This is a genomic window from Chimaeribacter coloradensis (assembly GCF_002858715.1).
Lineage (GTDB): Bacteria > Pseudomonadota > Gammaproteobacteria > Enterobacterales > Enterobacteriaceae > Chimaeribacter > Chimaeribacter coloradensis.
Map to the genome: position 1 here is coordinate 37611 of NZ_PJZH01000007.1, position 25479 is coordinate 63089.

19 protein-coding genes are annotated in these 25479 nt (G+C 58.0%); 2 read left to right on the forward strand and 17 right to left on the reverse strand.

The features are described 5' to 3' along the window. Positions 1–19 precede the first annotated feature (19 nt). From gndA to rfbC, 8 genes are all read right to left on the reverse strand, one after another. The gene (gene gndA, locus CYR32_RS09435) at positions 20–1426 is read right to left on the reverse strand and encodes an NADP-dependent phosphogluconate dehydrogenase (RefSeq protein ID WP_072928447.1); all 1407 of its coding nucleotides are present in this window, start codon (positions 1424–1426) and stop codon (positions 20–22) included. A gap of 312 nt (positions 1427–1738) precedes the next feature. Beyond that, positions 1739–2551: a glycosyltransferase family 2 protein gene (locus CYR32_RS09440; RefSeq protein ID WP_101824229.1), complete on the reverse strand. Its 813-nt coding sequence runs from the start codon at positions 2549–2551 to the stop codon at positions 1739–1741. 14 nt (positions 2552–2565) lie between these two features. Then, complete coding sequence (locus CYR32_RS09445) at positions 2566–3492, reverse strand: glycosyltransferase family 2 protein (RefSeq protein ID WP_101824144.1); 927 nt, start codon at positions 3490–3492, stop codon at positions 2566–2568. 74 nt (positions 3493–3566) lie between these two features. Further along, positions 3567–7574 (reverse strand): glycosyltransferase, encoded by a 4008-nt coding sequence (locus CYR32_RS09450; protein WP_165698214.1) that lies wholly within the window; start codon positions 7572–7574, stop codon positions 3567–3569. Beyond that, the gene (locus CYR32_RS09455; protein ID WP_101824146.1) at positions 7561–8949 is read right to left on the reverse strand and encodes an ABC transporter ATP-binding protein; all 1389 of its coding nucleotides are present in this window, start codon (positions 8947–8949) and stop codon (positions 7561–7563) included. The genes CYR32_RS09450 and CYR32_RS09455 overlap by 14 nt, the downstream gene beginning before the upstream one ends. Beyond that, complete coding sequence (locus CYR32_RS09460) at positions 8939–9772, reverse strand: ABC transporter permease (protein WP_101824147.1); 834 nt, start codon at positions 9770–9772, stop codon at positions 8939–8941. The genes CYR32_RS09455 and CYR32_RS09460 overlap by 11 nt, the downstream gene beginning before the upstream one ends. 118 nt (positions 9773–9890) lie before the next feature. Continuing rightward, on the reverse strand, positions 9891–10763 hold the full coding sequence (rfbD, locus tag CYR32_RS09465) for a dTDP-4-dehydrorhamnose reductase (protein ID WP_175578813.1): 873 nt from the start codon (positions 10761–10763) through the stop codon (positions 9891–9893). Between the two features lie 101 nt (positions 10764–10864). Then, positions 10865–11398 (reverse strand): dTDP-4-dehydrorhamnose 3,5-epimerase, encoded by a 534-nt coding sequence (gene rfbC, locus CYR32_RS09470; RefSeq protein ID WP_101824149.1) that lies wholly within the window; start codon positions 11396–11398, stop codon positions 10865–10867. Positions 11399–11974: 576 nt separating this feature from the next. On the opposite strand from rfbC, the gene rffG reads away from it, so the two are divergent. Beyond that, positions 11975–13039 (forward strand): dTDP-glucose 4,6-dehydratase, encoded by a 1065-nt coding sequence (gene rffG / locus CYR32_RS09475; RefSeq protein WP_101824150.1) that lies wholly within the window; start codon positions 11975–11977, stop codon positions 13037–13039. Between the two features lie 19 nt (positions 13040–13058). Then, positions 13059–13925, forward strand: coding sequence for a glucose-1-phosphate thymidylyltransferase RfbA (rfbA, locus tag CYR32_RS09480; protein WP_101824151.1), 867 nt, complete (start codon positions 13059–13061; stop codon positions 13923–13925). 99 nt (positions 13926–14024) lie between these two features. Here the strand turns inward: rfbA and galU (CYR32_RS09485) are convergent, their stop codons facing one another. The 9 genes from galU (CYR32_RS09485) to wbaP form a co-directional block, all read right to left on the reverse strand. Further along, the gene (gene galU, locus CYR32_RS09485; RefSeq protein ID WP_101824230.1) at positions 14025–14912 is read right to left on the reverse strand and encodes a UTP--glucose-1-phosphate uridylyltransferase GalU; all 888 of its coding nucleotides are present in this window, start codon (positions 14910–14912) and stop codon (positions 14025–14027) included. A 263-nt stretch (positions 14913–15175) separates the two neighbouring features. Beyond that, positions 15176–16192 (reverse strand): UDP-glucose 4-epimerase GalE, encoded by a 1017-nt coding sequence (galE, locus tag CYR32_RS09490; protein ID WP_101824152.1) that lies wholly within the window; start codon positions 16190–16192, stop codon positions 15176–15178. A gap of 147 nt (positions 16193–16339) precedes the next feature. Further along, a complete protein-coding gene (locus CYR32_RS09495; RefSeq protein ID WP_101824153.1) occupies positions 16340–17338 on the reverse strand; it encodes a glycosyltransferase in 999 nt (332 codons plus the stop codon). Beyond that, positions 17335–18282: a polysaccharide pyruvyl transferase family protein gene (locus CYR32_RS09500; protein ID WP_165698215.1), complete on the reverse strand. Its 948-nt coding sequence runs from the start codon at positions 18280–18282 to the stop codon at positions 17335–17337. Before CYR32_RS09500 ends, CYR32_RS09495 begins: the two co-directional genes overlap by 4 nt. Before the next feature lie 11 nt (positions 18283–18293). Next, positions 18294–19775 carry an MOP flippase family protein gene (locus CYR32_RS09505; protein WP_101824155.1) on the reverse strand — a complete coding sequence of 494 codons (1482 nt, stop codon included), beginning with the start codon at positions 19773–19775 and terminating at the stop codon, positions 18294–18296. Between the two features lie 156 nt (positions 19776–19931). Continuing rightward, entirely contained in the window at positions 19932–21860 is a 1929-nt protein-coding gene (locus CYR32_RS09510; RefSeq protein ID WP_101824156.1) for a hypothetical protein, read from the reverse strand. 193 nt (positions 21861–22053) lie between these two features. Further along, positions 22054–22959 carry a sugar phosphate nucleotidyltransferase gene (locus CYR32_RS09515; protein WP_101824157.1) on the reverse strand — a complete coding sequence of 302 codons (906 nt, stop codon included), beginning with the start codon at positions 22957–22959 and terminating at the stop codon, positions 22054–22056. Positions 22960–23002: 43 nt separating this feature from the next. After that, positions 23003–23893: a UTP--glucose-1-phosphate uridylyltransferase GalU gene (gene galU, locus CYR32_RS09520; protein ID WP_165698216.1), complete on the reverse strand. Its 891-nt coding sequence runs from the start codon at positions 23891–23893 to the stop codon at positions 23003–23005. A gap of 77 nt (positions 23894–23970) precedes the next feature. Next, positions 23971–25404, reverse strand: coding sequence for an undecaprenyl-phosphate galactose phosphotransferase WbaP (gene wbaP, locus CYR32_RS09525; RefSeq protein WP_101824158.1), 1434 nt, complete (start codon positions 25402–25404; stop codon positions 23971–23973). Positions 25405–25479: the final 75 nt, after the last annotated feature.

The window sequence follows — 25479 nt, forward strand, 5'->3', positions numbered from 1 at the left end:
GGTTACGCCGGGGCGGGGATTAGTCCAGCCACTCGGTGTGGAACACGCCGTCTTTGTCGATGCGCTTGTAGGTGTGCGCGCCGAAGTAGTCACGCTGTGCCTGGATCAGGTTCGCCGGCAGCACCGCAGAGCGGTAGCTGTCGTAGTAGCTGATGGCCGCAGAGAAGGTCGGGGTCGGGATACCGTTCTGCACGGCGTAAGCCACGACGTCACGCAGCGCCTGCTGGTATTCGTCGGCGATGTTTTTGAAGTACGGTGCCAGCAGCAGGTTCGCAATCGCGGCGTTTTCTGCGTAGGCATCGGTGATCTTCTGCAGGAACTGGGCGCGGATGATGCAGCCGGCGCGGAAGATCTTGGCGATTTCGCCGTAGTTCAGATCCCAGTTGTTCTCGTCAGACGCGGCTTTCAGCTGGGAGAAGCCCTGTGCGTAAGAGACGATTTTGCCGAGGTAGAGCGCGCGGCGTACTTTCTCGATGAACTCTGCCTTGTCGCCTTCCACGGTTTTCACCGCCGGGCCGCTCAGCACTTTAGAGGCGGCAACGCGCTGCTCTTTCAGGGAGGAGAGGTAACGGGCAAACACGGATTCGGTGATCAGAGTCAGCGGCTCGCCCAGGTCCAGGGAGCTTTGGCTGGTCCACTTACCGGTGCCTTTGTTGGCCGCTTCGTCCAGGATCACATCAACCAGGTAGTTACCCTCTTCATCTTTCTTGGTGAAGATATCTTTGGTGATGTCGATCAGGTAGCTGCTCAGCTCGCCTTCGTTCCACTCGCTGAAGGTTTTCGCCAGCTCGTCGTTGCTCAGGTTCAGGGCATTTTTCAGCAGGGAGTAGGCTTCTGCGATCAGCTGCATGTCGCCGTACTCGATGCCGTTGTGCACCATTTTCACGTAGTGGCCGGCGCCGTCAGCACCGATGTAGGCCACACAGGCTTCGCCTTCAGCGCGGGCTGCGATCTGCTCCAGGATCGGGGCAACCAGCTCATACGCTTCTTTCTGACCGCCAGGCATGATGGACGGGCCTTTCAGCGCGCCCTCTTCACCGCCGGAGACGCCGGTACCGATGAAGTTGAAGCCTTGCTCAGAGAGTTCACGATTACGGCGGATGGTGTCTTTATAGAAGGTGTTGCCGCCATCGATCAGGATGTCACCCTTATCCAGGTGCGGGGTCAGCGAGGCGATAGTTTTGTCGGTTGCTTCACCGGCCTTCACCATCAGCAGGATGCGACGCGGCTTTTCCAGCGACTCAACAAACTCTTCAACCGTATAGTGCGGAACCAGGTTCTTGCCCGGGTTCTCAGCGATGACTTCGTCGGTCTTATCGCCTGAACGGTTAAAAATGGAAACGGAATAACCACGGCTTTCGATGTTAAGCGCGAGGTTACGGCCCATGACCGCCATACCGACAACGCCGATCTGTTGTTTGGACATTAGCAACTCCTGTCTGAAATATACGATAACCCGATTGCTGCATAACCCTCTGTTATCAGGGGATTTAATGCGCCGGGCCTCACAGATGAACACCCGCATTGTACATGAGAAAAGGCGCCCGTGTACCTATCGCAGCCATTACATTCTTCTTACAACGCATGGCCGGTCAGAGACGCCCTGCCCCGCCTTCCTGCGGGCCTGCCGGAGTACTTTACCGGTAACATCGGAAAAATACAGGGCAAATTATGCCGGGCGGCGGTTAATTTTGGCGGACAACGCCCTCCCCATCCGCCCAGGCCGCGCCCGCTGCGGCTATTTCACGCCGGGCAGCTCCGAGAGGCAGCGCTGATTAAGACTTTTACGCTGCCGGTCACTGAACCAGCCCCACTTGTTAAAATAGCGGATAGCCGACGTGATGTGGAACAGTAAAAACCGGACGTCGCGGTAGGAACGGCGCTGTGACTCATGGATCACCAGCGCGTCCGGGCAGTAGCGCACCACATGCTGCGCCTGGCAGACCCGGCGCGAGAGATCCACATCTTCCAGGTAGAGGAAGAAGCGGGTATCGAACCCACCGACGTCTGACAGCGCGTGGCGGCTCAGCAGCATAAAGCAGCCCGAGAGCGACGGCGCAAAAAACGGTTTGCTGTAGTCCGCATTGCGCAGTTCATATTCGGTGTTGATATTGCTGGAGAAACGCGAGATAAACCGGCGGATCAGCAGCTGATAGGGTGACGGCAACAGTTTGCAGCCGTGTTGCAGGCTGCCGTCCGGGTAGACCACTTTCGGGATCGACAAGCCGGTCTGGTGGCGTACGCTGAACGCATAGAGCTTGTCCACTTCGCCCTGTTTAAAGGCGATATCCGGGTTGCAGATCAGAATAAACTCCGCCTGCTGGCGGTAACGCGTAATCACCGCGTTGTGGCCCGCCCCAAAACCGCGGTTCACGGGCAGGGTAATGATTTCCAGCTTCTCATGGGTCAGGGTAGAGAGCCAGCCGCAGTGGGCACCGTTATCCACGATGACCACTTTGGCAATGCTCTCCTCATTGAACAGCGAGGTCAGCGTTTCTTGAACATCCTGATACAGGTGCTTATACAGCACCAGAGAAGCAATTATTTTCACCAAAGACACCAAAATTAAAGTCTGTTGAGCAGCACATAGGTGAGCGTGGTCAGCATACCCACCGGCTGCTGATGGTAGAGGCCGGACGCCGCAAACAACCGCAGGCGCGTCAGCAGGCCGCTGTGGCGGATCTGCCGGAACGCCGCCAGCCGCCGGGCATTCTCAGGGGTCAGATCGCCTGCCACACGCATCAGTACCTGATAGTTACGATCGTTCCAGCCGGCCGCCCTGCCTTTGTGCGCCGCGATAAAGTTGCGCAGACGCCGCAAAGGGGACATACCGTTACCAATCTGGTTATTACCGTGCTGGCGGTAGAGTACCGTGGGGGTGGGATCAAAAAAGACAGCACCGCCGCAGCCACTGACAATCTGGTAAAGCGACCAGTCATGCACCACCATGGGCGTGCCCTGCGCCTTTTGCAACAGCCGCCGTGCCTGGTGATTAAAGACCATGGTGTTGCCGCTGGCAATGTTCTGCAGCAACGCATTGCCGAACCCCGGCGCTTTACGGTAGTCCGGTGACAGCCCGGTGGGGTGGCCCTCCGCATCCGTCAGCCGGGTGCGCGAGCAGTACAGCGCCGGCACCGACGGGTCAACCGTTTCCAGCCAGGCAACGGCCCGGCTGAGTTTGTCATCCAGCCAGACATCATCCTGGTCAGCAAAGGCATAATACGCTGCCCCGATCGCCGGATGACACACCATAGACATAAAATTGTCACAAAAACCCCGCCGCGGGCCGGTCAGCAACTGCCCGCTCACCCCCGGTTGCCGGACAAACTGCTCAATCAGGGCCGGGGTGGCGTCAGTCGAGCCATCATCAGAGGCCCACAGCGTCCAGTGCGGATACGTCTGCGCCCGGAAGGAGTCCAGCTGGGCAGCCAGGTGCCCGGCACCGTTATAGGTGCCAAGCAGAATGGCGACACGTTTTTCAGGTTGAGACATCGTAACGGATTTTTCCTGGGTATAGAAAACCGGCAACAGAGGCAAAAGGCTCTGTTGCCGGCCGGAAATACAGGCTATACGCGTGGTTCACGTGGAGGGAAAGCCAGCGTACAGTGGCTGCTGTTTAACGCGAGATTCGGGTTAAAGGCGGGATCGTAATCCAGCGCGTCACCATAGGTCTCCCGCATATATTCCACTTCACGTTTAAAGCGTTCAACCTTATCCGCGTCCAGGTCATATCCCCGCGTAGCGGACTCATGATGGTAGAGCTCAGCATATGGCGTCCAAAGATTACGATAACCCGCATCACGCACACGGATGCAGAAATCGACATCGTTGAAAGCAACGGTCAGGTTTTGCTCATCAAGGCCTCCGACCTGCTGGTAGACATCCTTACGGATCAGCAGGCAAGCGGCGGTCACGGCAGACAGGTTCTGGATTAGCCAGGCCCGGCCAAAATAGCCAAGGTTATGACGCGTAATCCCTACATGCACATGCCCGGCGACGCCGCCCATGCCCAGAATTACCCCACCATGCTGCAAGGTATCATCCGGATACCACAGGCGTGCACCCACGGCACCAATCCCGGGACGCACCGCATGGCTGACCATTTCATCCAGCCAATCCGGCGTGATGACCTCAATATCATTATTGAGCAGGCAGACCAGCTCACCCCGTGCGACTGCCACAGCGCCGTTATTCAGCGCGGAATAGTTAAATGGCCGGTCATCACGCAGGACGGTGATGTTTTCCCGTTGGTTGAGTTCGGCAAAATAGGCAAGCGCCCCGGCATCATCACTGCCGTTATCTACCAGGATGATTTCATAATTCGGGTAGGTGGTTTTTTCAGTGATACTGTCAATGCACTGCTGCACCAGCTGCTTGCCGTTGCGGGTCGGAATAATGATGGAAACCAGCGGTAAGTCGTCAGGCAGGGCATATTTCACCCGTATCATGGACATGCCCTCGACGGCCTCATCCACTTCGGCCCGGATACTCTGGCGCTCCAGGTGCTCTTTCACCACGCGCAGGGCAGCCAGGAACGCATAAGGCTTCTCACCGCCGCCGGCTGCGGTGCTGCCCGGGATAATCCGCCAGTGGTAAAGCACCTTCGGAATATGGTGCACGGCCTGATGACCGGCCGCCTCAATACAGCGCAGGGCCAGATCGTAATCCTGGCTGCCTTCCACGCCCAGGCGGAACCCACCAACCTCTTTTACCAGGCTGTGTTTATACACGCCCAGATGGGAGAACATATTCTGAGACAGGAAGAGATCGGGGTTCCAGTCCGGCTTGAAGTAAGGATGGCAACGAACGCCCTCAGGGTCGACCTTGTCCTCATCACTGTAGAACATGGCTGCATCAGGGTGAGCCAGGGCCGCTTTCGCCACCTCAAACAGGGCATTTTCCGGCAGCAGATCGTCATGGTCCAGCAGGGCGATATACTCCCCGCTTGCCAGGGCCAGTGCGCTGTTACTCGCTGCTGAAATATGCCCATTCTGCTCACGCAGGCAGATCTTGATCCGTGGGTCACGTGCTGCGTAGGCTTTCAGCACCTCCTGCACATCACGGTTTGGCGAACAGTCATCTGCAATGCAGAGTTCCCAGTGCGGGTAGACCTGACGCATCACCGACTCAATCGCCTCACTCAGCAGTTCAGCCGGCGGGTTATAGGCAGGCATGACCACACTGATCACCGGATGACGCGCAAACGCACCAATTTCCTGGCGTGCCTGCTCGCGCTTTGCCTGATCGAATGTGTCGTATTGTGCGACCCATTCTACGTAGTCAGCACGGCGCTGGGCCGGTGTTTCAATCGCGGACTGGTTTAACTTGCCGCGGGCGCGTGACAGGATACCGCCGATCCCCTCACGGCGCAGGGTGCGGTAGACCAGCGTCGCCAGCGGTTTCCAGCCACCCATTTCACGGGCATAGTGCGGGGCATTTTTTGCCAGCCGGCCAACAGAGTGCGCTTTATGCACAGCAAAATGAGCATATTTACGTTTATCTGCCGGCAGACGGCGGCTGATGGCACGCAACGGGGCGGTGGCACGCCAGCTGGCCGAGGAATAGACGCCGCTCAGATTCTGGTCAAGGTTGACGGCGTGTTGATTGAGGTTAGCCAGATGGTGGTTCAGATCGGCCGTTTGCTGGCTCAGTTCAGCAATTTGCTGGTGCAGCGCATCCACCTCTTCCTGGGAATAACCTACCGGGTCAGGCAGCACACTCAGGGCAGTCAGGCGCTCATCCAGCGTCATATTCTCTTTGGTCAGAATATGTTGTACCTGCACCAGCAGGTTATTTTCCTGGGTCAGCCGGTCGATATATTGCTGGAACGTCAGGGCCTCTTTTTCTGCAGACGCCCGTAACTGGCCAATATGCTCCGCCAGCTGCGGCAGGTTGATGCGGGTACGTAAGCTGACCGGGCGTAATTGCTCCGCAATCGGGGCAGCCGTCTTGTTCTGAATGCGGGCCATAAAGGCAGCATCCTGTGCCAGATAGGCCCTGCAATCCTCTTCGTCACACTCAAAGCCCAGCGCCTGCATCAATGCCAGCGTCAGCAGGAAAACGTTGCTGTTACACTCCGGCGGCAGGCTGTCCAGCGAGGTGATCCGGAACAGCGAGTGGTAAATGCCGCGATAGGCAACATACCCCAGGGCAACTGAGGTATCCAGATCCCACTCCAGATCAAAATAGACGATCTCACCGGAAGGGGTACGGATGGCATTAAACGGCAGGGCATCCTGGTATTCAGCAGGCAGCGCCAGATCTTTATCATAACGGCCCACAGGCTGGCCGGCACGGGTGAGTAAGCTGTCCAGCCAGAAGGCCGCCCAGTCACGTACCTGCTCAAAGCGCCAGCCAGGACGGTTTACCTGTTGCAGCAAATCCTGCCACAGTGAATTACCGGGAATAAAGGGGTTCTCTTCCGGCTGATTACGGCATGCCGGATCGGCCGCGCCGGGAAGATTCACCATCGGCCCCGTCAGGACAGAGAGGTCACCCGACACCGTGCGCTCAAAGCGGGTCACTTTATTAAACGCCGGGATGCGGCCGTCCGAAAAGTGGTAAGCGGCAGTCTGCGGATGGAGGGGTTCAACCGGCCGGCGGGAGCTTACCATCAGGAAGGAGTTGCTCAGATCCGGTGCCAGGCCATTTTCCCAGGTGCTTTTGGTCGCCTGTTCAAGGGAGAAGAGGTATTCAGGAACCTGCTGCGGATCCTGGTGTACGGTCTCTATCGCCAGGTGGCTCAGTTGCGCGGCATGATGTTGCCAGCCGGAGGGCGTCACCACTGTCACCGGCAATTTATAGTCCGGCAGCGGCAGGTACTCTTCCACATTGCCGAAACCGCTGCTGGCCAGCAAGGCGATCAGCTCGCGGCGGCCAAGGGTGGAGACGCCGTTGTCAGCATAGGCATTATTAATCCCGATCATCGGCTTGCCGAGATGATCTTCGTTGGCACCGGCAAAATATTTCAGGCCCAGCTTATTCTCAATAGCGACAAACAACCTGCCTTCCGGACTCAGGCGGCGTTCGCAATCCTGCAACAAATGTTGCTGGCCCTGGGTACCGAGAAAGACGTTGGCGTACTCAAGTACCCCAATCAGTAAGACGGCATCAAACTCGCCCAGGTCGGGCAGTTGATCGCTGGGTGCCGACACCACGGTGACATTCGGCAGGTCACGGGTACGCTGACGGGCGATCTGGCCGCGGCGTGGGCTGCCTTCCACGGAAACCACTTCCGCACAGGACTCCCCCAGGAAGCGGGTGATGGCACCGCACCCACAGCCGATCTCCAGCACCCGTTTCCCGGCAAACCAGGATTTGAACGGCAATAGAAGATTGGAACGGCGCGAAATAAGATGATAGGTGGAGGGCCAGTCCTTCATCTTCTCACTCAGTTCCAGTGAGTACACACTCAGGTCGCGGGCATGCGTCACCGCGTCCAGCACGTAGTTTTCAACCTCATCGCCGTCATTATAGGCAAACTCTTGTTGAGTATTCAGGCACCATACGCCGGTTTGTTCATTCAGTGAAAAACCATGCGCAGAGAGGCAGTGTGGCACATCAATCTGTTTCAAATTTAATTCTCGCATTCAAATCAGCCAAACCGGTGAACGTCCCTACCGGTTGCACAGTGAGATGGATTGAATCATAGCGGCGGTCATGCGGGATGATCTCACCACCGGCTGAGCAACTGGCAATACCGACAGAGACAAAATAGTCACCCTCGTACAGCCTGACCGGCATCATCACGGTCACCAGGGCTTCAGCCCCGGCCATGCCTTCGTTCAGCAGCTCAATATTCTGGATTTCAGAGTTGGTGTTGTAAATGGTCACCCCCTCTTTGGTTTTAACGGCAAAACCAAAAATAGGCCGGACGACCAGGCTGTTAAAGCGCACGCGGAAAACAAACCGGATCTCTTTGTGCGGTGCCAGGCTGACCGGATAAGCGTCGTCTTCCTGTTGCAGGTGGAAGTCCACCAGCTCGGCTGCCCGGTCGCCCCAGCGGTATTCCGCGGGGTTATAGTTTACCCGCTCTTCATACGCGCCGTTTACCAGGTTTTTCAGCGCCCCTGCGGAGGCCGGGGCCGCTTTCCCCTCTTCCCGTGCTGAGCGCGCCGTTTCGCCGATTACCGCTTCCTCGATCAGCGCTTCAGCCTCTTCCCGCGCCCCTTTTTCTGCCTGCGGTTTGCCGAACAGAATGTCCAGGTAACGGTTGACCACATCACGCGGCTTGCCCTGCACCTGCACATGGCCGCCGTCAAGCAGCAGCGCGCTGTCACAATGGGTGACAATCTGTTCCGTGGCATGGGAGACAAACAGAATCGAGGTGCCCTGCTCTTTGAGCTTCTTCAGGCGGGCGAAACATTTGGCCTGGAATTTGGCATCGCCGACCGCCAGCGCCTCATCAACAATCAGGATTTCCGGGTCAATCTGTGCCTGGACGGCAAACGCCAGGCGTACCAGCATCCCGCTGGAGTAGGCGCGCACCGGGGAGTCGATAAAGTGGCCGATATCCGCAAATGACAAAATGTCATCCAGCTTCGCATCGGTCTCCTCTTTGCTCAGCCCCAGCAGCGAGGCATTCAGGTAGACGTTGTCACGGCCGCTGAAGTCCGTATTAAAACCCGCCCCCAGCTCCAGCAGCGCGGCGACCCGGCCATTGACTTTGACGTCACCGGACGTCGGCGTCAGCGTACCGGCAATAATCTGCAGCAGGGTCGACTTGCCGGAGCCGTTCCGGCCGACAATCCCCATGGTCTGGCCGCGCGGCAGCTCCAGTGAGACATCACGTAGCGCCCAGAAATCCTGGTGATAAACCCGCGGCTGGCGGCCAAGGCGGCGATCCAGCTGCGGAACAATAAACTGTTTGAGGCGACGAACCGGGCTTTCGTAAACCTGATAGCATTTGCTTATATTTTCGATGCGGATCGCATACTCTTCAGAGGACATCAGCAAACCCTTTTCTCGTCTTTTGGAACCAGGCATAACCCAGCCACATTACCACCACGGCAACCAGGGTATAGGTCCCCAGGCCAACGAAGTCCGGCATTTTTCCCCAGATCAACACCGCCCTGGCCTGCTCAATAATAAAGGTCAGCGGGTTCAGCAGGATCACAGGCTGCAACTCCTGCGGCAGCGCAGCAATCGGGAAGAAAACCGTGGAGAGGTACATGGTCACCACCATCAGCAGTGACACCGTCTGCCCGACATCCCGGATAAAGACCCCCAGCGAGGCGATAAACCAGGCCAGCCCCAGGGTCAGCAGCAGCAACGGCAGGAACACCAGCGGGGCGAAGATGGCCGTCCAGTGCAGGAAGCCATTAAACACAAAGAAGGCGAGCAGCAACACAATCAGGCTGATCAGGCTGTGGAACAGCACGGAACAGAGGGTGACAATCGGCAGGATCTCCAGGGGAAACACCACCTTTTTGACATAGTTTGCATTATGCACAATCAGGAACGGTGCCCGGTTGAGCACTTCAGAGAACAACCCGTGGATAATCAGGCCGACGAACAAAATCACCGCGAAATCGGTTTTTGACTCCGTGGCCCCGCCGCCCGCCCAGCGGGCTTTAAACACCACGGAGAAGACCAGCGTATAGACGGCCAGCATAAAGATCGGGTTGATGAAGGACCAGAGCAGCCCCATGACGGAGCCTTTGTACCGGCCAATAACATCCCGTTTGGCCATCTGAAATATGAGGTTCCGGTGCCCCCAGGTGGTTGCCGCCAATGAGAGCAGTGAGGCGGGCTTACGCGAATGTGGATTCATTACCTTTCTCTTACCTTACGTCCTGAACCCTGCCGGCACGCCGATGCCTGCCGCCCGGGCCGGGCGGCAGAGAAGTGCTTACAGGAGTATGATGAACCAGCGTTGCAGCACCCTGCCGTTACGCATAGCGTGTGATATCACGCAGGGCTGCCTGCCAGTCGCTGGGGGCAATCCCGAAGGCCGCGCCGATTTTGCTGCAATCCAGCCGGGAGTTGGCCGGGCGTTGCGCAGGCGTGGGGTATTCTGCGGTGGTGATCGGGTTGATCCGCGGTTTCCGGGCAATAATACCCGCTTCTGCCGCGTGGTCCAGCAGCGCCCCGGCGAAATCTGACCAGCAGGTATAGGGCGCGCCGCTGTAGTGGTAGATGCCCCACGGCGCGTCGGCCTTGCCGGCAACCTGGCGCGCAATGGCCAGCAGCGTCTCGGCGATGTCGCCGGCGTAAGTCGGGCTGCCGAGCTGGTCACTGACCACGGATAGCTGATCGCGATCGCGGGCCAGCCGGATCATGGTTTTGACGAAGTTATTACCGTAAGCGCCGAACACCCAGGCCGTGCGCAGAATAATGTGGCGCGGGCAGGCCGCCGCCACTGCCTCTTCCCCGGCCAGCTTACTGGCACCGTAGACGCCGGTCGGGCCGGTCTGGTCATCTTCCCGGTATGTGCCGGCTTTGTCGCCTGGGAAGACGTAATCGGTTGAGATGTGCAGCAATGCCGCGCCGGCATGGTGTGCCGCCGCCGCCAGGGCCGCCGGGCCATCGCGGTTGATGGCGTAAGCCAGCGCCTGTTCACTTTCGGCGCGGTCAACGGCGGTATAGGCCGCGGCGTTGATGATCACGTCCGGCTGGAAATCAGCCACCTGGCGTTCAACGGCTGCGCTGTCCGTAATGTCCAGTTGCTGGCGATCCACCGCCCGTACGTCCCACTCTGCCGGCGCACGGCTTGCCAGCTCCTTGCCTACCTGCCCCGCCCCGCCAACAATCAACAGTTTCATAATCGTTTTTATTACCTTGAATAAAGATCGGCCACTCTGCCTTTATAAGGGAAAAGGCCCCAGGGTTCTCCCGGGGCCTCAGTAAAAGGCACTGCGTCTGGTCAGAACAATTCAGAGAATGTTTTGCCCAGCTGGTCTTTCGCCGACAGGCGCGGTTCGGTGACCGGCCAGTCGATGCCTACCTCCGGGTCGTTCCAGATCAGGCAGCCTTCATTGGCCGGATCATAGTAATCCGTGCACTTGTACTCAAAATCGGCAAACTCTGAAATCACCACAAACCCGTGTGCCAGGCCCGGTGGAACCCACAACTGGTTTTTGTTCTCTTCAGAGAGGGTCACGCCGACCCACTGTTTAAAAGAGGGCGAGTCCGGGCGGATATCGACCACGACGTCGAACACTTCACCCCGTACCACGCGCACCAGTTTGCCCTGCGGCCGGGCCGTCTGGAAGTGGAGGCCGCGCAGCACGCCCTGTGAGGAGCGCGAGTGGTTGTCCTGAACAAACTCCAGATCAATATCAAGCATCTCCTGATAACGATCCCGCTGGAAGGTCTCTAAAAAGAAGCCGCGCTGATCGCCAAATACTTTAGGCTCGATCAGTTTTACACCTTTGACCCGGGTCTCAATCACATTCATTTCGTCATTCACTCATATACTGACACGCAAACGTGCTGCCGATATTTAATTACGCTGGGACACACCCTATCAAAAACCCATCCATTATGCGCCTGATTACGGGTGTATTTGATCCCAAAATGTTAGCACAGATGATCCTTATGCCAGAACCTTCTTAAAGAAAATATCTCAGCCTGAACAAGGTTCAGGTTACACGCTCCCCGTTCCGCTCCACAACTTCTTTTCTTCCCTGCCCCGGCACCCGGAAAACCGGCGTCTGCCGCGGGGAAAAAAACGTTAACTTTATAATTAGCGCGCTATTAATTTATCTCTTTATTTAAACGCTCTGTTATTGACCAAAAGAGAACGGCCTGCTTTTTTTCACCGCCCTTTCTCTACGAATAATCCGAAAATAAAAAAGAGCAGTTTTGCTTATCTTTAATTCCCCAACCATTCCTGTTGAGCATATCTTGCCAACAGGTATAATTCGTCGGTTTTGTATCAGGGTGTTGCATCCCGGATCGGGTGCCATTGATACGTCTGAGCGACTCACGGCAGTGACGTGAGAGTAACTATTCCAGATATGAGTCTACGTTTATGAAAATTTTGGTTACGGGTGGAGCAGGGTTCATCGGTTCGGCGGTGGTGCGCCACATCATTAACCACACGGACGACAGCGTTCTGGTGGTGGACAGCCTCACCTATGCAGGGAACCTGGAGTCGCTGGCCACGGTGGCGGACAATGCCCGTTATCAGTTTGCGCAGGTGGACATCTGCGACCGCCCTGCCCTCGACGCGCTGTTTGCCGATTACCAGCCCGATGCGGTGATGCACCTGGCCGCCGAAAGCCACGTTGACCGCTCGATTGACGGCCCGGCCGCCTTTATCGAAACCAACATCATCGGCACCTACTCCCTGCTGGAAGCGGCGCGCCACTACTGGAACGCGCTGGAGGGCGGCCGCAAGGCGGCTTTCCGCCTGCACCATATCTCCACGGATGAGGTCTATGGCGACCTGCACGGCACCGATGACCTGTTCACGGAAACCACCCCGTATGCGCCGAGCAGCCCCTACTCCGCCTCGAAAGCCTCCAGTGACCATCTGGTCCGCGCCTGGCAGCGTACCTACGGCCTGCCGACGCTGGTGACCAACTGCTCCAACAACTACGGCCCGTACCATTTCCCGGAGAAGCTGATCCCGCTGATCATCCTGAACGCCCTGGCCGGCAAACCGCTGCCGGTGTACGGCAACGGCCAGCAGATCCGCGACTGGCTCTACGTCGAAGACCATGCGCGTGCGCTGTATAAAGTGGTGACCGAAGGCGAGATTGGTGAAACCTACAACATCGGCGGCCATAACGAGCGCAAAAACATCGATGTGGTGAAAACCATCTGCGGCATCCTGGATGAGCTTATCGCTGAAAAACCGGCCGGGGTGACCCACTTCGCCGATCTGATCACCTACGTGACCGATCGCCCGGGCCACGATATGCGTTACGCCATCGATGCCGGCAAAATCGAGCGCACCCTGGGCTGGACACCGGAAGAGACGTTCGAAAGCGGGATCCTGAAAACCGTACAGTGGTACCTGACCAATAAAGAGTGGTGGCAGCGCGTGCAAAACGGCGCCTACGCAGGCGAACGTCTCGGCCTGCAAAAATAATTACCTGGAAGGTGAGTCAATGAAAGGCATCGTTTTAGCGGGCGGCTCCGGCACCCGCCTTTACCCGATTACACGCGGCATCTCGAAGCAATTGCTTCCGATTTACGACAAGCCGATGATCTACTACCCGATCTCCGTGCTGATGCTGGCCGGTATCCGGGAGATCCTGATTATCAGCACGCCGGACGACCTGCCGGCGTTCAAACGCCTGCTGGGTGACGGCTCGCAGTTTGGCCTGTCGCTCTCCTATGCGGAGCAGCCATCGCCCGACGGCCTGGCGCAGGCGTTTATCATCGGTGAAGAGTTCATCAACGGCGAGCGCTGCGCGCTGGTGCTGGGTGACAACATCTACTTCGGCCAGAGCTTCGGCAAGAAGCTGGAGACGGTGGCTGAGCGCACCCACGGCGCCACGGTATTCGGCTACCAGGTGATGGACCCGGAACGTTTCGGCGTGGTGGAGTTTGATGACAATTTCAACGCCCTGTCGATTGAAGAGAAGCCGCTGCACCCTAAATCCCACTGGGCGGTGACCGGGCTCTACTTCTATGACGAGCGCGTGGTGGAGATGGCCAAGCAGGTCAAGCCGTCGCACCGCGGCGAGCTGGAGATCACCACCCTCAACGAGATGTACCTGCAACAGGGTGACCTGAAAGTGGAGCTGCTGGGGCGCGGTTTTGCCTGGCTCGACACCGGCACCCATGACAGCCTGGTTGAGGCGTCGCAGTTTATCCACACCATTGAGAAGCGTCAGGGCTTCAAGGTCGCCTGTCTGGAAGAGATCGCCTTCCGCAAGGGCTGGCTGAGCGCTGACCAGGTGGCGGAACAGGCGCAGATGCTGGCGAAAACCTCTTACGGCCAGTACCTGAAAGATCTGATTGCCGAGTAAACCGGCTCGCCGGTCAGACAAAAAAGCACAGCGCAGGCTGTGCTTTTTTTATGGCTGTGCGTTTTATGGGGTGGGTTGCTGCAGGCGCGAGGCTGAGGTTCAGGAAGCCAGCGTCTGCTTCAGCCAGGCGCTGAACGCCTCACCCTGGGTCGGGTGGCGCATCCCGTACTCCACGAAGGCTTTCAGGTAGCCGAATTTGTCGCCGCAGTCGTGGGAGCGGCCGACAATCGCGTACGCCTCGACCGGGTGCCCGGCCATCAGCATGGCGATGGCGTCGGTGAGCTGGATCTCATTGCCCGCGCCATACGGCGTGACCTGCAACAGCGGCCAGATCTCCTTGGACAGCACATAGCGCCCCACCACCGCCAGGTTGGAGGGGGCTTTGTCGGTGTCCGGCTTTTCGACAATCGCGTGCATCGGCGCAGAGGCCCCGGCGGCCAGCGCTTTGCCGGCGCAGTCCACGATGCCATATTTGGAGACATCCTGCTGCGGCACCGGCTCCACCATGATCTGGCTGGTCTGGCGCTCTTCAAACCGTGCCAGCATCGCCGCCAGGTTGTCCTTTTTAAGGTCGCAGGAGACATCATCCATCAGCACGTCCGGCAGCAGCACGGCGAAAGGCTCATCGCCGATCAACGGGCGGGCGCAGAGGATCGCATGGCCCAGCCCTTTGGAGTGGCCCTGACGCACGTTCATCACCGTGACCCCTTTCGGGCAGATCGACTGCACCTCATCCAGCAGCTGACGCTTGACGCGCGACTCCAGCATGCTCTCCAGCTCGAATGAGGTGTCGAAGTGGTTCTCGATGGCATTTTTAGAGGAGTGGGTTACCAGGATAATCTCTTTGATGCCCGCCGCCGCGCACTCATTGACGATGTACTGGATCAGGGGTTTGTCCACAATCGGCAGCATCTCTTTCGGGATCGCCTTGGTGGCGGGCAGCATACGGGTGCCGAGACCGGCAACGGGAATAACGGCTTTCATCATGGTGTAACTTACCTCTTCGCGGGTAACCAGCAGGAGCGGATGCACAGGCCGCACCGCCCGTCTTGGGCTGAATGGGTGCGCCTCCGCTGACTTAACATTGCGAATAATCCGAATTCGCGCCGCCGCAGTATACACGCTGCCACCCGCTTGACCAGATCCCGCCCCGACAAATCTGCTGCGTAACCCCCTGCCCTCGTTAAAGAAAACGGGGCTGTGCGATCAAAAAAGGCACCCGCAGGTGCCTTTGTTCAGCGCACAGGCGGTTACGCCTTGTAGCCGTTCGGGTTCTTGCTCTGCCAGTTCCAGGTGTCGCGCATCATGGTGTCGAGGTCACGCGTCACTTCCCAGTCCAGCTCCTGTTTGGCCAGGCGGGCATCGGCCCAGAAGGCCGGCAGGTCGCCGTCGCGGCGCGGTTTGATGCTGTACGGCACTTTGCGGCCGGAGGCTTTCTCAAACGCCTGCACCATCTCCAGCACCGAGTAACCGACACCGGCGCCGAGGTTATAGGCTTTGTAGCCCTGGAGTTTGGGCAGGTGGTCCATCGCCTTCAGGTGGCCTTCGGCCAGATCCATCACGTGGATGTAGTCACGCACGCCGGTGCCGTCTTTGGTCTCGTAGTCGCCGCCGAAAATCCCCAGGGATTCCAGTTTGCCGATCGCCACCTGGGCGATGTAAGGCAGCAGGTTGTTCGGGATGCCGTTCGGGTCTTCGCCGATCATGCCGGACTCGTGGGCACCGACCGGGTTGAAGTAACGCAGGGCGATAACCTTGAACTTCTCATCCGCTTTCGCGTAATCCCTGAGGATCTGCTCGACCATCAGCTTGGAGGTGCCGTACGGGCTGGTGGTGCCGCCGATCGGCGTGGTCTCGACATAAGGCACCGGCGCGTCGGTGCCGTAGACGGTGGCGGAGGAGCTGAAAATAAAGTTGTAGACGCCGGCGCGGCGCATCTCTTCCAGCAGCACCACGGTGCCGCTGACATTATTCTCGTAGTACTCCAGCGGCTTGCGGGTGGACTCCCCCACCGCCTTCAGGCCGGCGAAGTGGATCACCGCCTCAATCTGATGCTCGGCAAAGATGGTCTGCAGGCAGGCACGGTCCAGGATGTCGCCCTGGTAGAACGCCGGGGCCTTGCCGGCCAGCTGCTCGACCCGGTGCAGGGACTCGGCAGACGCGTTGGAGAGGTTATCCAGCACCACCACGTCATCACCGCGTGACAACAGGCTGAGCACCGTGTGGGAACCGATAAAACCGGCACCGCCGGTAACGAGAATAGACATAGTCACTCCTGAGTGGCACATCGGCCAGACTGACGGAAAGATAGATGGGTAACGTGTTGCAATTTCACTCTTTTTTTATCATACCCCACGTTCCCCCAGACTGACAGCCCCCGGCAGGCCGCCGGGGCTGTCATAGAAACCGGGCGATCAGCTGCCGAACAGCTGTTTCGCGCGGCGCTGGGCAAAGTTATAGACGCGGAAAGCGAACAGGCTGCGGCCGGCCAGCTTGACCTGCGGGGTGCTGTTGCGCTCCAGCAGGTCGTTGAAACGGCGGCTGCTCTCTTCCGACAGCACGACCCCATCCTCTTTCAGGATGCGGTAGATGGCGATGATGTTATTCAGGATGCGGGTGGAGAGGTTCCTGATCACCGTGCTGTCCTGCGCCTGGGCTTTCAGTGCCTCGAGGCTGCGGATGCTCTCGATATAGCCAACCACGTTACGCTCGCTGCGGTTGGTCTGCATGATCGAGCCCATGCGCACCCGGCGGCGGAACAGCACCTCGGTGGAGGAGACCACCTGCCGTGCCACAAAGAACAGCCGCGGCGTGAACTCTTCGTCCTCATGGATGATCGGCATAAACCAGAGGTTATTGTCGACAATCAGCGAACGGCGGAACACATAGAGCCAGGCGTTCGGGTAGAAGGTGCTGCGCTCCGACAGGATATTGAACGCGCTGACGCCGCTCTCATAGGCCTGGTTGAGCTGACGATCATACTGCGGCAACAGTTTGGCCGCCTCCGGGTCTTCCGGCACCACATCCCAGAACGACGCGGCGGAGAAGCAGTAGATGTCCAGCGCCGGGTGCTCCGCCAGGTGGCGGTAAAAGCTCTCCACCAGCGTCGGCACCGCCACGTCATCCGAGTCAAAATAGTAGATATAGTCGCCGGTGGCGTGGCGGTTACCTTCATTACGGGCCTCGCCGAGGCCCCGGTTCTCCGTATGAACGATACGCACAAAAGGGATATGCCCGTACAACTGCTCCAGCATGTCGCCGGAGCCGTCCGTGGAGCCGTCATCAACGATCACCACCTCAGACGGCGTCACCGTCTGGTTCAGGATCGAATCGACCGCGGTCTCCAGGTAATCTTTGACGTTGTATACCGGGATAATGACGGAAAGTGTCGCAGATGATTTGTCTGTGCTCATAGTTTCACTAACTCACAGCCGGGAACCGACTTGGTCCAGGATTCATAATAACCGGAGTTCTTGCCATAAGAGTTATCCAGCAGCCGGGTGTCCATCTTCAGCAGGCAGCACAGGATATGGCCGTGCATACGCGAAGTGGTCACTGACTGATATGACATGAACAGCTCATTGACCCGCGCCACCAGCTTGTCAGTATAGCGATACCACATGCGGGTGGTCGGGAACAGGTTGCCCGGGATCTTGCGGTTCAGGCGCTCGAAGCGGTGCATCATCACCATGAACTCGCGATCGCGGTCGGTACAGATGTCGTGCCAGTCAACACAGTGCGCCGGGTCCGGCGTTTCGCCGAGGCTGCTCAGGTTGGTCTCTTCGATGTCACGGCGGATCATCCACATCCGGTCGTGTTTGATGTTCTCTTTACGCTGCTGCGGGAAGATGTTCCACAGCGACTGGGCCATATCCGGGCAGAGCACCACGTTGTCGCAGAAGTAGGTCTCCAGAATCGCCTTGCTGTTGGTGTCGCGGCAGAAGATGGTCAGGTTCGGGTGCTGTTTAAAGATGCGGCCGGAGGCCTCCAGGTTCGCCTGCTCTTTGAAGTGAACGGTCTGCGGCAGAATGATCACCCGGTTGTTTTTGAACTTGGTGACCACCGCCTCGCGCAGGCGCTGGTGCGCCGGGTAGAGGTCACCGAAGTTGCCGCCACCGTGCAGCACGATGGTGACGTCCTGCGGAATGCTCCGGGTTTTTTCCACATACTGCATACTGGTCTGGTCCGAGCGGCGAACCAGCACATCATAGTTGTTCTCTTTAAAAAATTGTTCTGCCCCTTTCAAAATCAGCAAGTCGCCCACGTTCAGATGCAGCGGATAGTCCAGGTAGATAATTTTACTGCCGCGCGGTACTACTTTTTCGATAACAGACAAGTCATTTTTCAAAGTTTGCATATGATTCATGGTTAGCATTCCGCCCTAAATAATTTCCGTAATTTCTCGTTTTTAATTAATTGCGCTTTCACTTCCAACACCAGAGGTGCCTGGCTGAATAACAACACCAGGGCAAACGCAGCGACACCCAGCACGATCTGAATAAACAACACCGGCCCCACCGGAAGGTGGGACTGTAACGCAAACCCTGCCGCCCAGCTGACGACAATGGTGGGAATCGTCATCTTGAACGGCAGCCAGAGGCTCTCCACATACTGGCGGTAACTTTTGCCCAGTACCGGCCGGATCAGGATGAAATAGCTCAGGTAGGTGTTCAGGATCTGCACCAGCAGGAAGCCGAGTGCCACACCCACCGCGCCGCCCATTTTCGCGCCGATAATCATCGCCGGAATAAACAGGAACACTTTAAACACGTTGAATTTGAAGCTGATGTCGACGCGCGCCTTGGCCATCAGCAGGGAGCCTATCGGGTTACCCACCGAGCGCAGCAGGCCGACGATGCAGAGGATCTGCAGAATCGGGGTGATGAAGGCCCACTTCTCACCGAACACGAACAGCACAAAGTTGTTGGAGACCACCATCAGCCCCAGCAGCGCCGGGAAGTTGATCACCCCGACCAGCGAGATCAGCTTGTAGAAGTTGTCACGCAGCTTGGTGATGTCATCCTGGATTTTGGAGAAGGCCGGGAACAGCACGCGGGTCACAATCGGGTTCAGGCGCGTCGGCGGCATTACCGCGACGTTGTACGCCAGGTTGTAACCGCCGGTGACCACCGGGCCGAGCGTCCGCGCCAGGATGGCGGTGGAGACGTTGGTATTGATGAAGTTCACCAGGCTGTCGGCGGTGAGGTAGGCCCCGAACTTGATGTTCTCTTTGACCGCCGGGAACGAGAATTTAAAGCTTGGGCGGTAAATTTTGCGGCCGTGGTAGGCAAACAGCGCGGTACGCACCGCGGCATTGACCAGGTAGCCGATGATCGCCGCCATCGCGAACGGGTAGACGTAAGCCACCCCCAGCGTGGTGACGAAGCCCACCAGCACGCACAGGGACTCAATCATCCCGATGGTGGAGAACTCCAGCTCTTTTTGCATCAGCGCGCGGAACTGCTGCCCGTGCGGGATCACCAGAAATGCCAGCGACAGCACCTTGATCAGCGGTTCCAGCCCCGGCGCATGCAGCAGGTGGGCGATAATCCCGCTACAGGCGAAGGCCAGCACGCAGACGGTGATGCCGATGCAGACGTTGAGCCAGTAAAGCGTGGTGAGCTGCACCTCGGTAATGTCTTTTTTCTGGATAATCGAGTTGGAGATCCCAAAATCGGAGAGGGTATCGGCCAGCGCAATCACCACCATAGCGATGGTCAGCAGCCCGAACTCCCGGCCGTCGATCATGCGGGCCAGAATCGTCATCTGTAAAAAGCTCAGCCCGATGACGATAAAGGTCGACATGGCGGACCACTTGGCCCCTTTCACTGTTTTCTCGCGTAAACTCATCGTGTTGTTTCCACTTGCCAAAAGGTCATGACGCTTTTCCTTAACCGGCTGCCAGGCGCATCTCCCTACCCCTGGCGCCTTTTGTGTTATTCATCCTGCCCGCCTGTCTGCGCAGGCGGGTCATGGCTTACTGCCTGTGCGCTTTACTGCTTACCCTTACTTCTCACCGCGCCAGCTGGTTTTGCCGTCCACATTGATGTAGCGGAACGGCTGGCCGGCCTGGATCGGCCCCAGCACATCGGTGGTGGTGCCCGCCGGGAACGGCACATGCTGCGGGTGCGCCCAGTTGCTCACCTTCTGCGCCCGCACCCCGCGGGTGATGAACTCCGCGCTGCCCTGGTAGCCGAAACTGCCGCAGGAGAGGTCGTAGAATTCCGTGCTGCTGCCGGAGGCCAGATTAATGGTGTTAATGAATCCGCCGTAGAACCGCGCCCGCGAGCCGTTGGCTCCGGTCAGGTTGTCAATACGGCAGTCGCGGAACACCGTCACGGAAAATGCCGGTTTTGGCTTGCCCAGCCCTTTTACTGTCTTGATATGGCAGTTGGAGAAGCTGACGTCGCCCTGATATTCCGCTGTAAAATCAACTAATCCGATATCTACTGAGTTCATGGTCACATTTTTTGCGTTAAAGCGTAATTCGAATTCCTCTGAAATTACGCAGTTGGTGAACTGAAGATCGGACGAGGCGACCACGCGTTTGGCGCGCAGGTCAGAAATCGACAACTTGGTGACCGGGTCGGAGAAGTACCAGGCGTCACACGCCACCACATCGAAGGTCGAAAGGTGGCCGAAATTGGTGCAAAGGATGCCGTTGCGGGCATTCAGGGTATTCACCGCGCCGTAGTCGGCATTCAGGTTCACCGAGAGCTGGTGGCTGGTCACCGGCGTGCCGTCCGGGGCGGTTTTGGTGGTGGCCGCGTCCATGACCGCGTGGTTGATAATAGAGTTGCCGAGCAGGATAAAGGCGTTGCGGTATTTGACATTGGACTGGAGCTTGCTGCCGTCGTCATTGGTCAGGATGTAAGTACGTTCAGCGTGGATATTGTCAATCACGTCGCGCAGCACATCGATGTAGAGCGAGTAGTGGTAGGCCTGCTCACTCTGGATGCTGACGATGTGCGAGGCGTTGTGGGTGTCGCCGTTGCTGCCGAGCTTGATCTGCGGGGTGCTGATGTTGCCGCACAGCTCCGCCGACAGCCGCTGGGTGGTGGAGTCCCACACGGAATCCTGGTAGATGCCGATGCCGTTGAAGTTTTCGGCACGCACATGGCCGATGTTCAGCCAGCTCCCTTTCATATAGATGCCGTTCAGTTTGCGGCTGCGGCTGTGGGAGTGCGCGATCAGGATGCCGTCCAGCGAGACGCTGCCGCAGCGGCCACGGCCGGCTTTCTGTTTCGGGTCGCCGAGCTGGATCGCCCAGTCACCGTGGAAGTTTTCGGTGTCCACCATGAATTTGCCGGTGCTGTCGCTGACGATTTTCGACAGGTTGGTCAGATCCAGGGTGCCGCTGATCAGCCACGGGCCGTTGGTGAAGTCCACCACCCCGCCCCGGCAGGCGTTGATGTAGCGGCGCATATTTTCCGTGACGTCCACTTTGCCGCCGGGCACGCAGCCGAAGTGGCTCGGCAGCAGCTGGTCGGTGATGCGTTTCCAGCGTTTGCCCGCTTTGGTGACGATCACCCGGCCGCCGTCGTCCGGCGAGGCGGTGTCCGCCGCGTCATACCAGAACTCGCCGCCGCCGAGCGCGCCGTTGGCAACGTCAGACCAGCCGGGGTGGTAGCTCGCCACGTCAATTTTCTGGCCGATAATGGTCGGCTCAATGTTGCGCAGGTCGCGGATGTTGGAGCAGCGGCCAATCGATTTCAGGCCGTCGCTGGCGCGCATCATGCGGCGCAGGTCCTGCCCGGTCATCTCATTGTCCGGCGGTAAGGTGGTGATGGGGGCGGCCGCAGGGGCAGCCTGGGTTTTTTCGAGCGAGAGCAATGCGACCAGAGGTGTACCCACCAGCACTTTCGTCAGTGCCGACCGGCGGGAAGCGTTTATTGTATTTTTGGTTTTATTGGTCAAATTTTTAAGCAGTCGCATCAGAACCTCATAACAAAAGCAAAAATCGCGCGCGCAAAAACGCAGGCCGGTGGGCCATAACGGGCAGCCGGGCCGGCCTGTGAATCAATTAAGGGAAGCGCATGGGGATGAACCGGGCCGCGGCCCCTCCGGATGGAGGGAACCGCGCCCGGCAGCCTGACTTAACAGGATGGGAAGACGCGTAACGCGCGCCTCAGGCCGTGGCCTGCTGTTTGAACTCCGCCAGCCACTGTTTGAAATCCTCGCCCTGCTTGTCGTGACGCAGGCCGTAGCTGACGTAAGCTTGCATATAACCGAGCTTTTCACCGCAGTTGTAGGCGGTGCCTTTCAGCGCCAGCGCGTTGACCGGGCTGTGATCCTTCAGGGCATCAATGGCGTCGGTCAGCTGGATACGCCCCCAGGCGCCCGGCTCGGTTTTCTCCAGGTAAGGCCAGACATCGGCGGAGAGCACATAGCGCCCCACCGCCGCCAGATTGGAGTCGAGGCCGGTGGTATCGTCCGGCTTCTCCACCATTTTGGTGATGCGGCTGTGTTCACCCGGTTGCAGCGTGCTCTTCTCGCAGCTGATCACCGAATAGTTCGGCAACTCTTCGGCACCCAGCGGCTGCACCAGTACCTGGCTCTCACCGGTCGCTTCAAACTGACGGACCATCTCTGCCAGGTTGTCACGTGAGTAGCTGGCCTGGGCGTCATCGATCAGGACGTCCGGCAGCATGACGACAAACGGCGAACCGCCGACCAGCGGTTTGGCGCACAGTACCGCATGGCCGAGGCCCAGCGGCTGCCCCTGGCGGATATGCATAATGGTAACGCCTTTCGGGCAGATGGCCTGCACCTCTTCCAGCAGCGAGCGCTTCACGCGCGCTTCCAGCATCGCCTCCAGCTCGAATGAGGTGTCGAAGTGGTTCTCAACCGCATTCTTGGAGGAGTGGGTCACCAGGATGATGTCCTTGATGCCGGCCGCCACGCACTCATTAATGATGTGCTGGATGATGGGTTTGTCCACCACCGGCAGCATCTCTTTCGGAATCGCTTTGGTCGCGGGCAGCATACGCATGCCCAGCCCCGCTACCGGAATAACCGCTTTCAACGTCGTCATAAAAGTCCTCACAGCTCAATGCAATTGAAGAGAATCAGTAAATTCAGGCGTCAAGCTTCTTCAGCCATTCGGCGAACTTCTTGCCTTCGCTGTCATGGCGCACGCCATAGGTCACGAAAGCTTTCATGTAACCGAGCTTGTCACCACAGTCGTGGGACTTCCCGCTCATGTGGAACGCCTCAACCGGCTCCTGCTTCATCAGCATGGCGATGGCGTCGGTCAGCTGGATCTCATCACCGGCACCCGGCGGGGTTTTCTCCAGGATCGGCCAGATGTCTTTGGAGAGCACATAACGGCCAACCACTGCCAGGTTGGACGGCGCTTCTTCCTGTTTCGGCTTCTCAACCACGGCGGTCATCACGGTGCTTTCGCCCGGGGCGATGTCCACGCCGTTGCAGTCGGCCACGCCATATTTGGAGACATCTTTCTCCGGCACAGGCTCTACCATGATCTGGCTGTGGCCGGTCTCTTCAAAGCGTTTCACCATTGCCGCCAGGTTCTCGCGGGTCAGGTCAGCGGTGGCGTCGTCCAGCAGCACGTCCGGCAGCAGCACGATGAACGGCGCGTCGCCGACCATCGGCTGGGCGCACAGCACCGCGTGGCCCAGGCCTTTCGCCTGGCCCTGGCGCACCTGCATGATGGTGACGTCCGGCGGGCAGATGGACTGCACTTCTTTCAGCAGCTGGCGCTTCACGCGGGATTCCAGCACTGCTTCCAGCTCGAACGAGGTGTCGAAGTGGTTTTCGATGGCATTCTTGGAGGAGTGACTGACCAGCACGATCTCCTTGATCCCTGCAGCGACGCACTCGTTCACGATATACTGGATCAGAGGTTTATCCACGACCGGCAACATCTCCTTTGGGATCGCCTTGGTTGCAGGCAACATACGCGTCCCCAGCCCTGCTACAGGAATTACCGCTTTCAAATTCGCCATAGGTTTTTCTTCCCTTTTCGTGTAGGTAGTAACTTGTTTGGTTATACGGTTAACGATCACTAAGAATAGTAGAATTCTTAATATGCACCATCACGCTTCAGCACCACGTTCACGGTCTTGAACAGAATCGCGATGTCGTTCCAGAGTGACCAGTTTTTCACATACCACGCATCGAAATAGACACGGGTGTCGTAGTCCACATCATTACGGCCACTGACCTGCCACAGGCCGGTCATGCCCGGTTTTGCCATCAGGTAGTAGTCCACCTCACCGGCATAGCGTTCCAGCTCTTTCTCAATAATCGGGCGCGGCCCCACCAGGCTCATGTCACCGCGGAAGACGTTCCACAGCTGCGGCAGCTCATCCAGGCTGGTACGGCGGATGAATTTGCCCACCCGGGTGATACGCGGGTCATTCTTCAGCTTGAAGTCTTTGTCCCACTCGGCACGCGCTTCGGCGTCATTTTCCAGCAGGTTTTGCAGCACTTCCTGCGAGTTAGTCACCATCGACCGGAACTTCAGGCACTTAAATTTCTTGCCGCCGAGGCCCACGCGCTCATGGCCGTAGATCGACGGGCCGCCATCTTTCGACACCAGGTACATCAGGATAAACAGCACCGGGGCCAGCAGCAGCATAATCACCAGCGAGCCGAAGATGTCGAAGGCGCGCTTAATCATGCGGGAGGTCCGTTTCGCCAGGTTGTTGCTGACGCGCAGGATCATCACCTCATGGCTGAAGATAAACGACATATCGGTGCCGTACAGCGGCACACCGCGCAAAGTCGGGATCACAGAAACCGAACGGCACTGGTGTTTCGCCAGGTTTTTCAGCCAGTAGTCACGCAGGGCGTGCTCTTCAAACTCCACCGCCACGATGAACTGGGTATCTTCGGTGTTGGTGAGGTCCCACAGCGTTTTCTCATCCTGGATGACCGGCTTGCCCATCATCTCGGTGTCGCTGCACGGGGTCACGGCGTAGAACGCCACCACGTCAAAGCCCAGCACCTCTTCACTCTGCAACGCCACATAGGCTTCACGGGCGTTCTTCTGGTTACCGATGATCACGGTCTGTTTACGCCAGTAACCCATTTTGTTCAGCAGGCGTTTCACAATCGAACGCGCCAGCGGCACGGTGATCAGAATAGTGACCCAGGTGAGCAGCCAGAAGTAACGGGATAATTCCCATTTTGAGAAACCGACCATCGCCAGGGCGATAATGGCGAAAATAGCCAGGGTACGCAGCGTCTCTTTCAGTTCAAACCAGAACGGTTTGCGATAGGTGTAATGGCGCAGGCGAACCCAGAACCAGACCACCGCAATCAGGGAGAGCAACAGATGCGCTAAATAGAAAGAGGTCATCTCGTAACGCGGAATATAGAGGTACACGTCATCAGTGACATGCCTTAATATCGCGATCGCGAAAAACAGCGAGAGATTAAAAAACAGGAAATCGGATATTGCCAGTGACAGCTTAACGAAAAAGCCACTCAAATTTACATTATAAACGCGCATAATTGACTCTTCTTATATATTCATACTTGCCAAGAAGGTATCAAACGGGCAGCGCCTGCCTGGCTGCCGCCCGTT

What these genes read in the sequence shown, in the direction of transcription:
- galU (WP_101824230.1), bottom strand. Translation starts at nt 14,912, where the DNA reads ATGATGAAAGCCGTTATTCCCGTTGCCGGTCTCGGCACCCGTATGCTG.
- rfbC (WP_101824149.1), bottom strand. Translation starts at nt 11,398, where the DNA reads ATGAATGTGATTGAGACCCGGGTCAAAGGTGTAAAACTGATCGAGCCT.
- galE (WP_101824152.1), bottom strand. Translation starts at nt 16,192, where the DNA reads ATGTCTATTCTCGTTACCGGCGGTGCCGGTTTTATCGGTTCCCACACG.
- galU (WP_165698216.1), bottom strand. Translation starts at nt 23,893, where the DNA reads ATGGCGAATTTGAAAGCGGTAATTCCTGTAGCAGGGCTGGGGACGCGT.
- wbaP (WP_101824158.1), bottom strand. Translation starts at nt 25,404, where the DNA reads ATGCGCGTTTATAATGTAAATTTGAGTGGCTTTTTCGTTAAGCTGTCA.
- CYR32_RS09455 (WP_101824146.1), bottom strand. Translation starts at nt 8,949, where the DNA reads ATGTCCTCTGAAGAGTATGCGATCCGCATCGAAAATATAAGCAAATGC.
- CYR32_RS09460 (WP_101824147.1), bottom strand. Translation starts at nt 9,772, where the DNA reads ATGAATCCACATTCGCGTAAGCCCGCCTCACTGCTCTCATTGGCGGCA.
- gndA (WP_072928447.1), bottom strand. Translation starts at nt 1,426, where the DNA reads ATGTCCAAACAACAGATCGGCGTTGTCGGTATGGCGGTCATGGGCCGT.
- CYR32_RS09500 (WP_165698215.1), bottom strand. Translation starts at nt 18,282, where the DNA reads ATGCAAACTTTGAAAAATGACTTGTCTGTTATCGAAAAAGTAGTACCG.
- CYR32_RS09495 (WP_101824153.1), bottom strand. Translation starts at nt 17,338, where the DNA reads ATGAGCACAGACAAATCATCTGCGACACTTTCCGTCATTATCCCGGTA.
- CYR32_RS09510 (WP_101824156.1), bottom strand. Translation starts at nt 21,860, where the DNA reads ATGCGACTGCTTAAAAATTTGACCAATAAAACCAAAAATACAATAAAC.
- rffG (WP_101824150.1), top strand. Translation starts at nt 11,975, where the DNA reads ATGAAAATTTTGGTTACGGGTGGAGCAGGGTTCATCGGTTCGGCGGTG.
- rfbD (WP_175578813.1), bottom strand. Translation starts at nt 10,763, where the DNA reads ATGAAACTGTTGATTGTTGGCGGGGCGGGGCAGGTAGGCAAGGAGCTG.
- rfbA (WP_101824151.1), top strand. Translation starts at nt 13,059, where the DNA reads ATGAAAGGCATCGTTTTAGCGGGCGGCTCCGGCACCCGCCTTTACCCG.
- CYR32_RS09505 (WP_101824155.1), bottom strand. Translation starts at nt 19,775, where the DNA reads ATGAGTTTACGCGAGAAAACAGTGAAAGGGGCCAAGTGGTCCGCCATG.
- CYR32_RS09445 (WP_101824144.1), bottom strand. Translation starts at nt 3,492, where the DNA reads ATGTCTCAACCTGAAAAACGTGTCGCCATTCTGCTTGGCACCTATAAC.
- CYR32_RS09515 (WP_101824157.1), bottom strand. Translation starts at nt 22,959, where the DNA reads ATGACGACGTTGAAAGCGGTTATTCCGGTAGCGGGGCTGGGCATGCGT.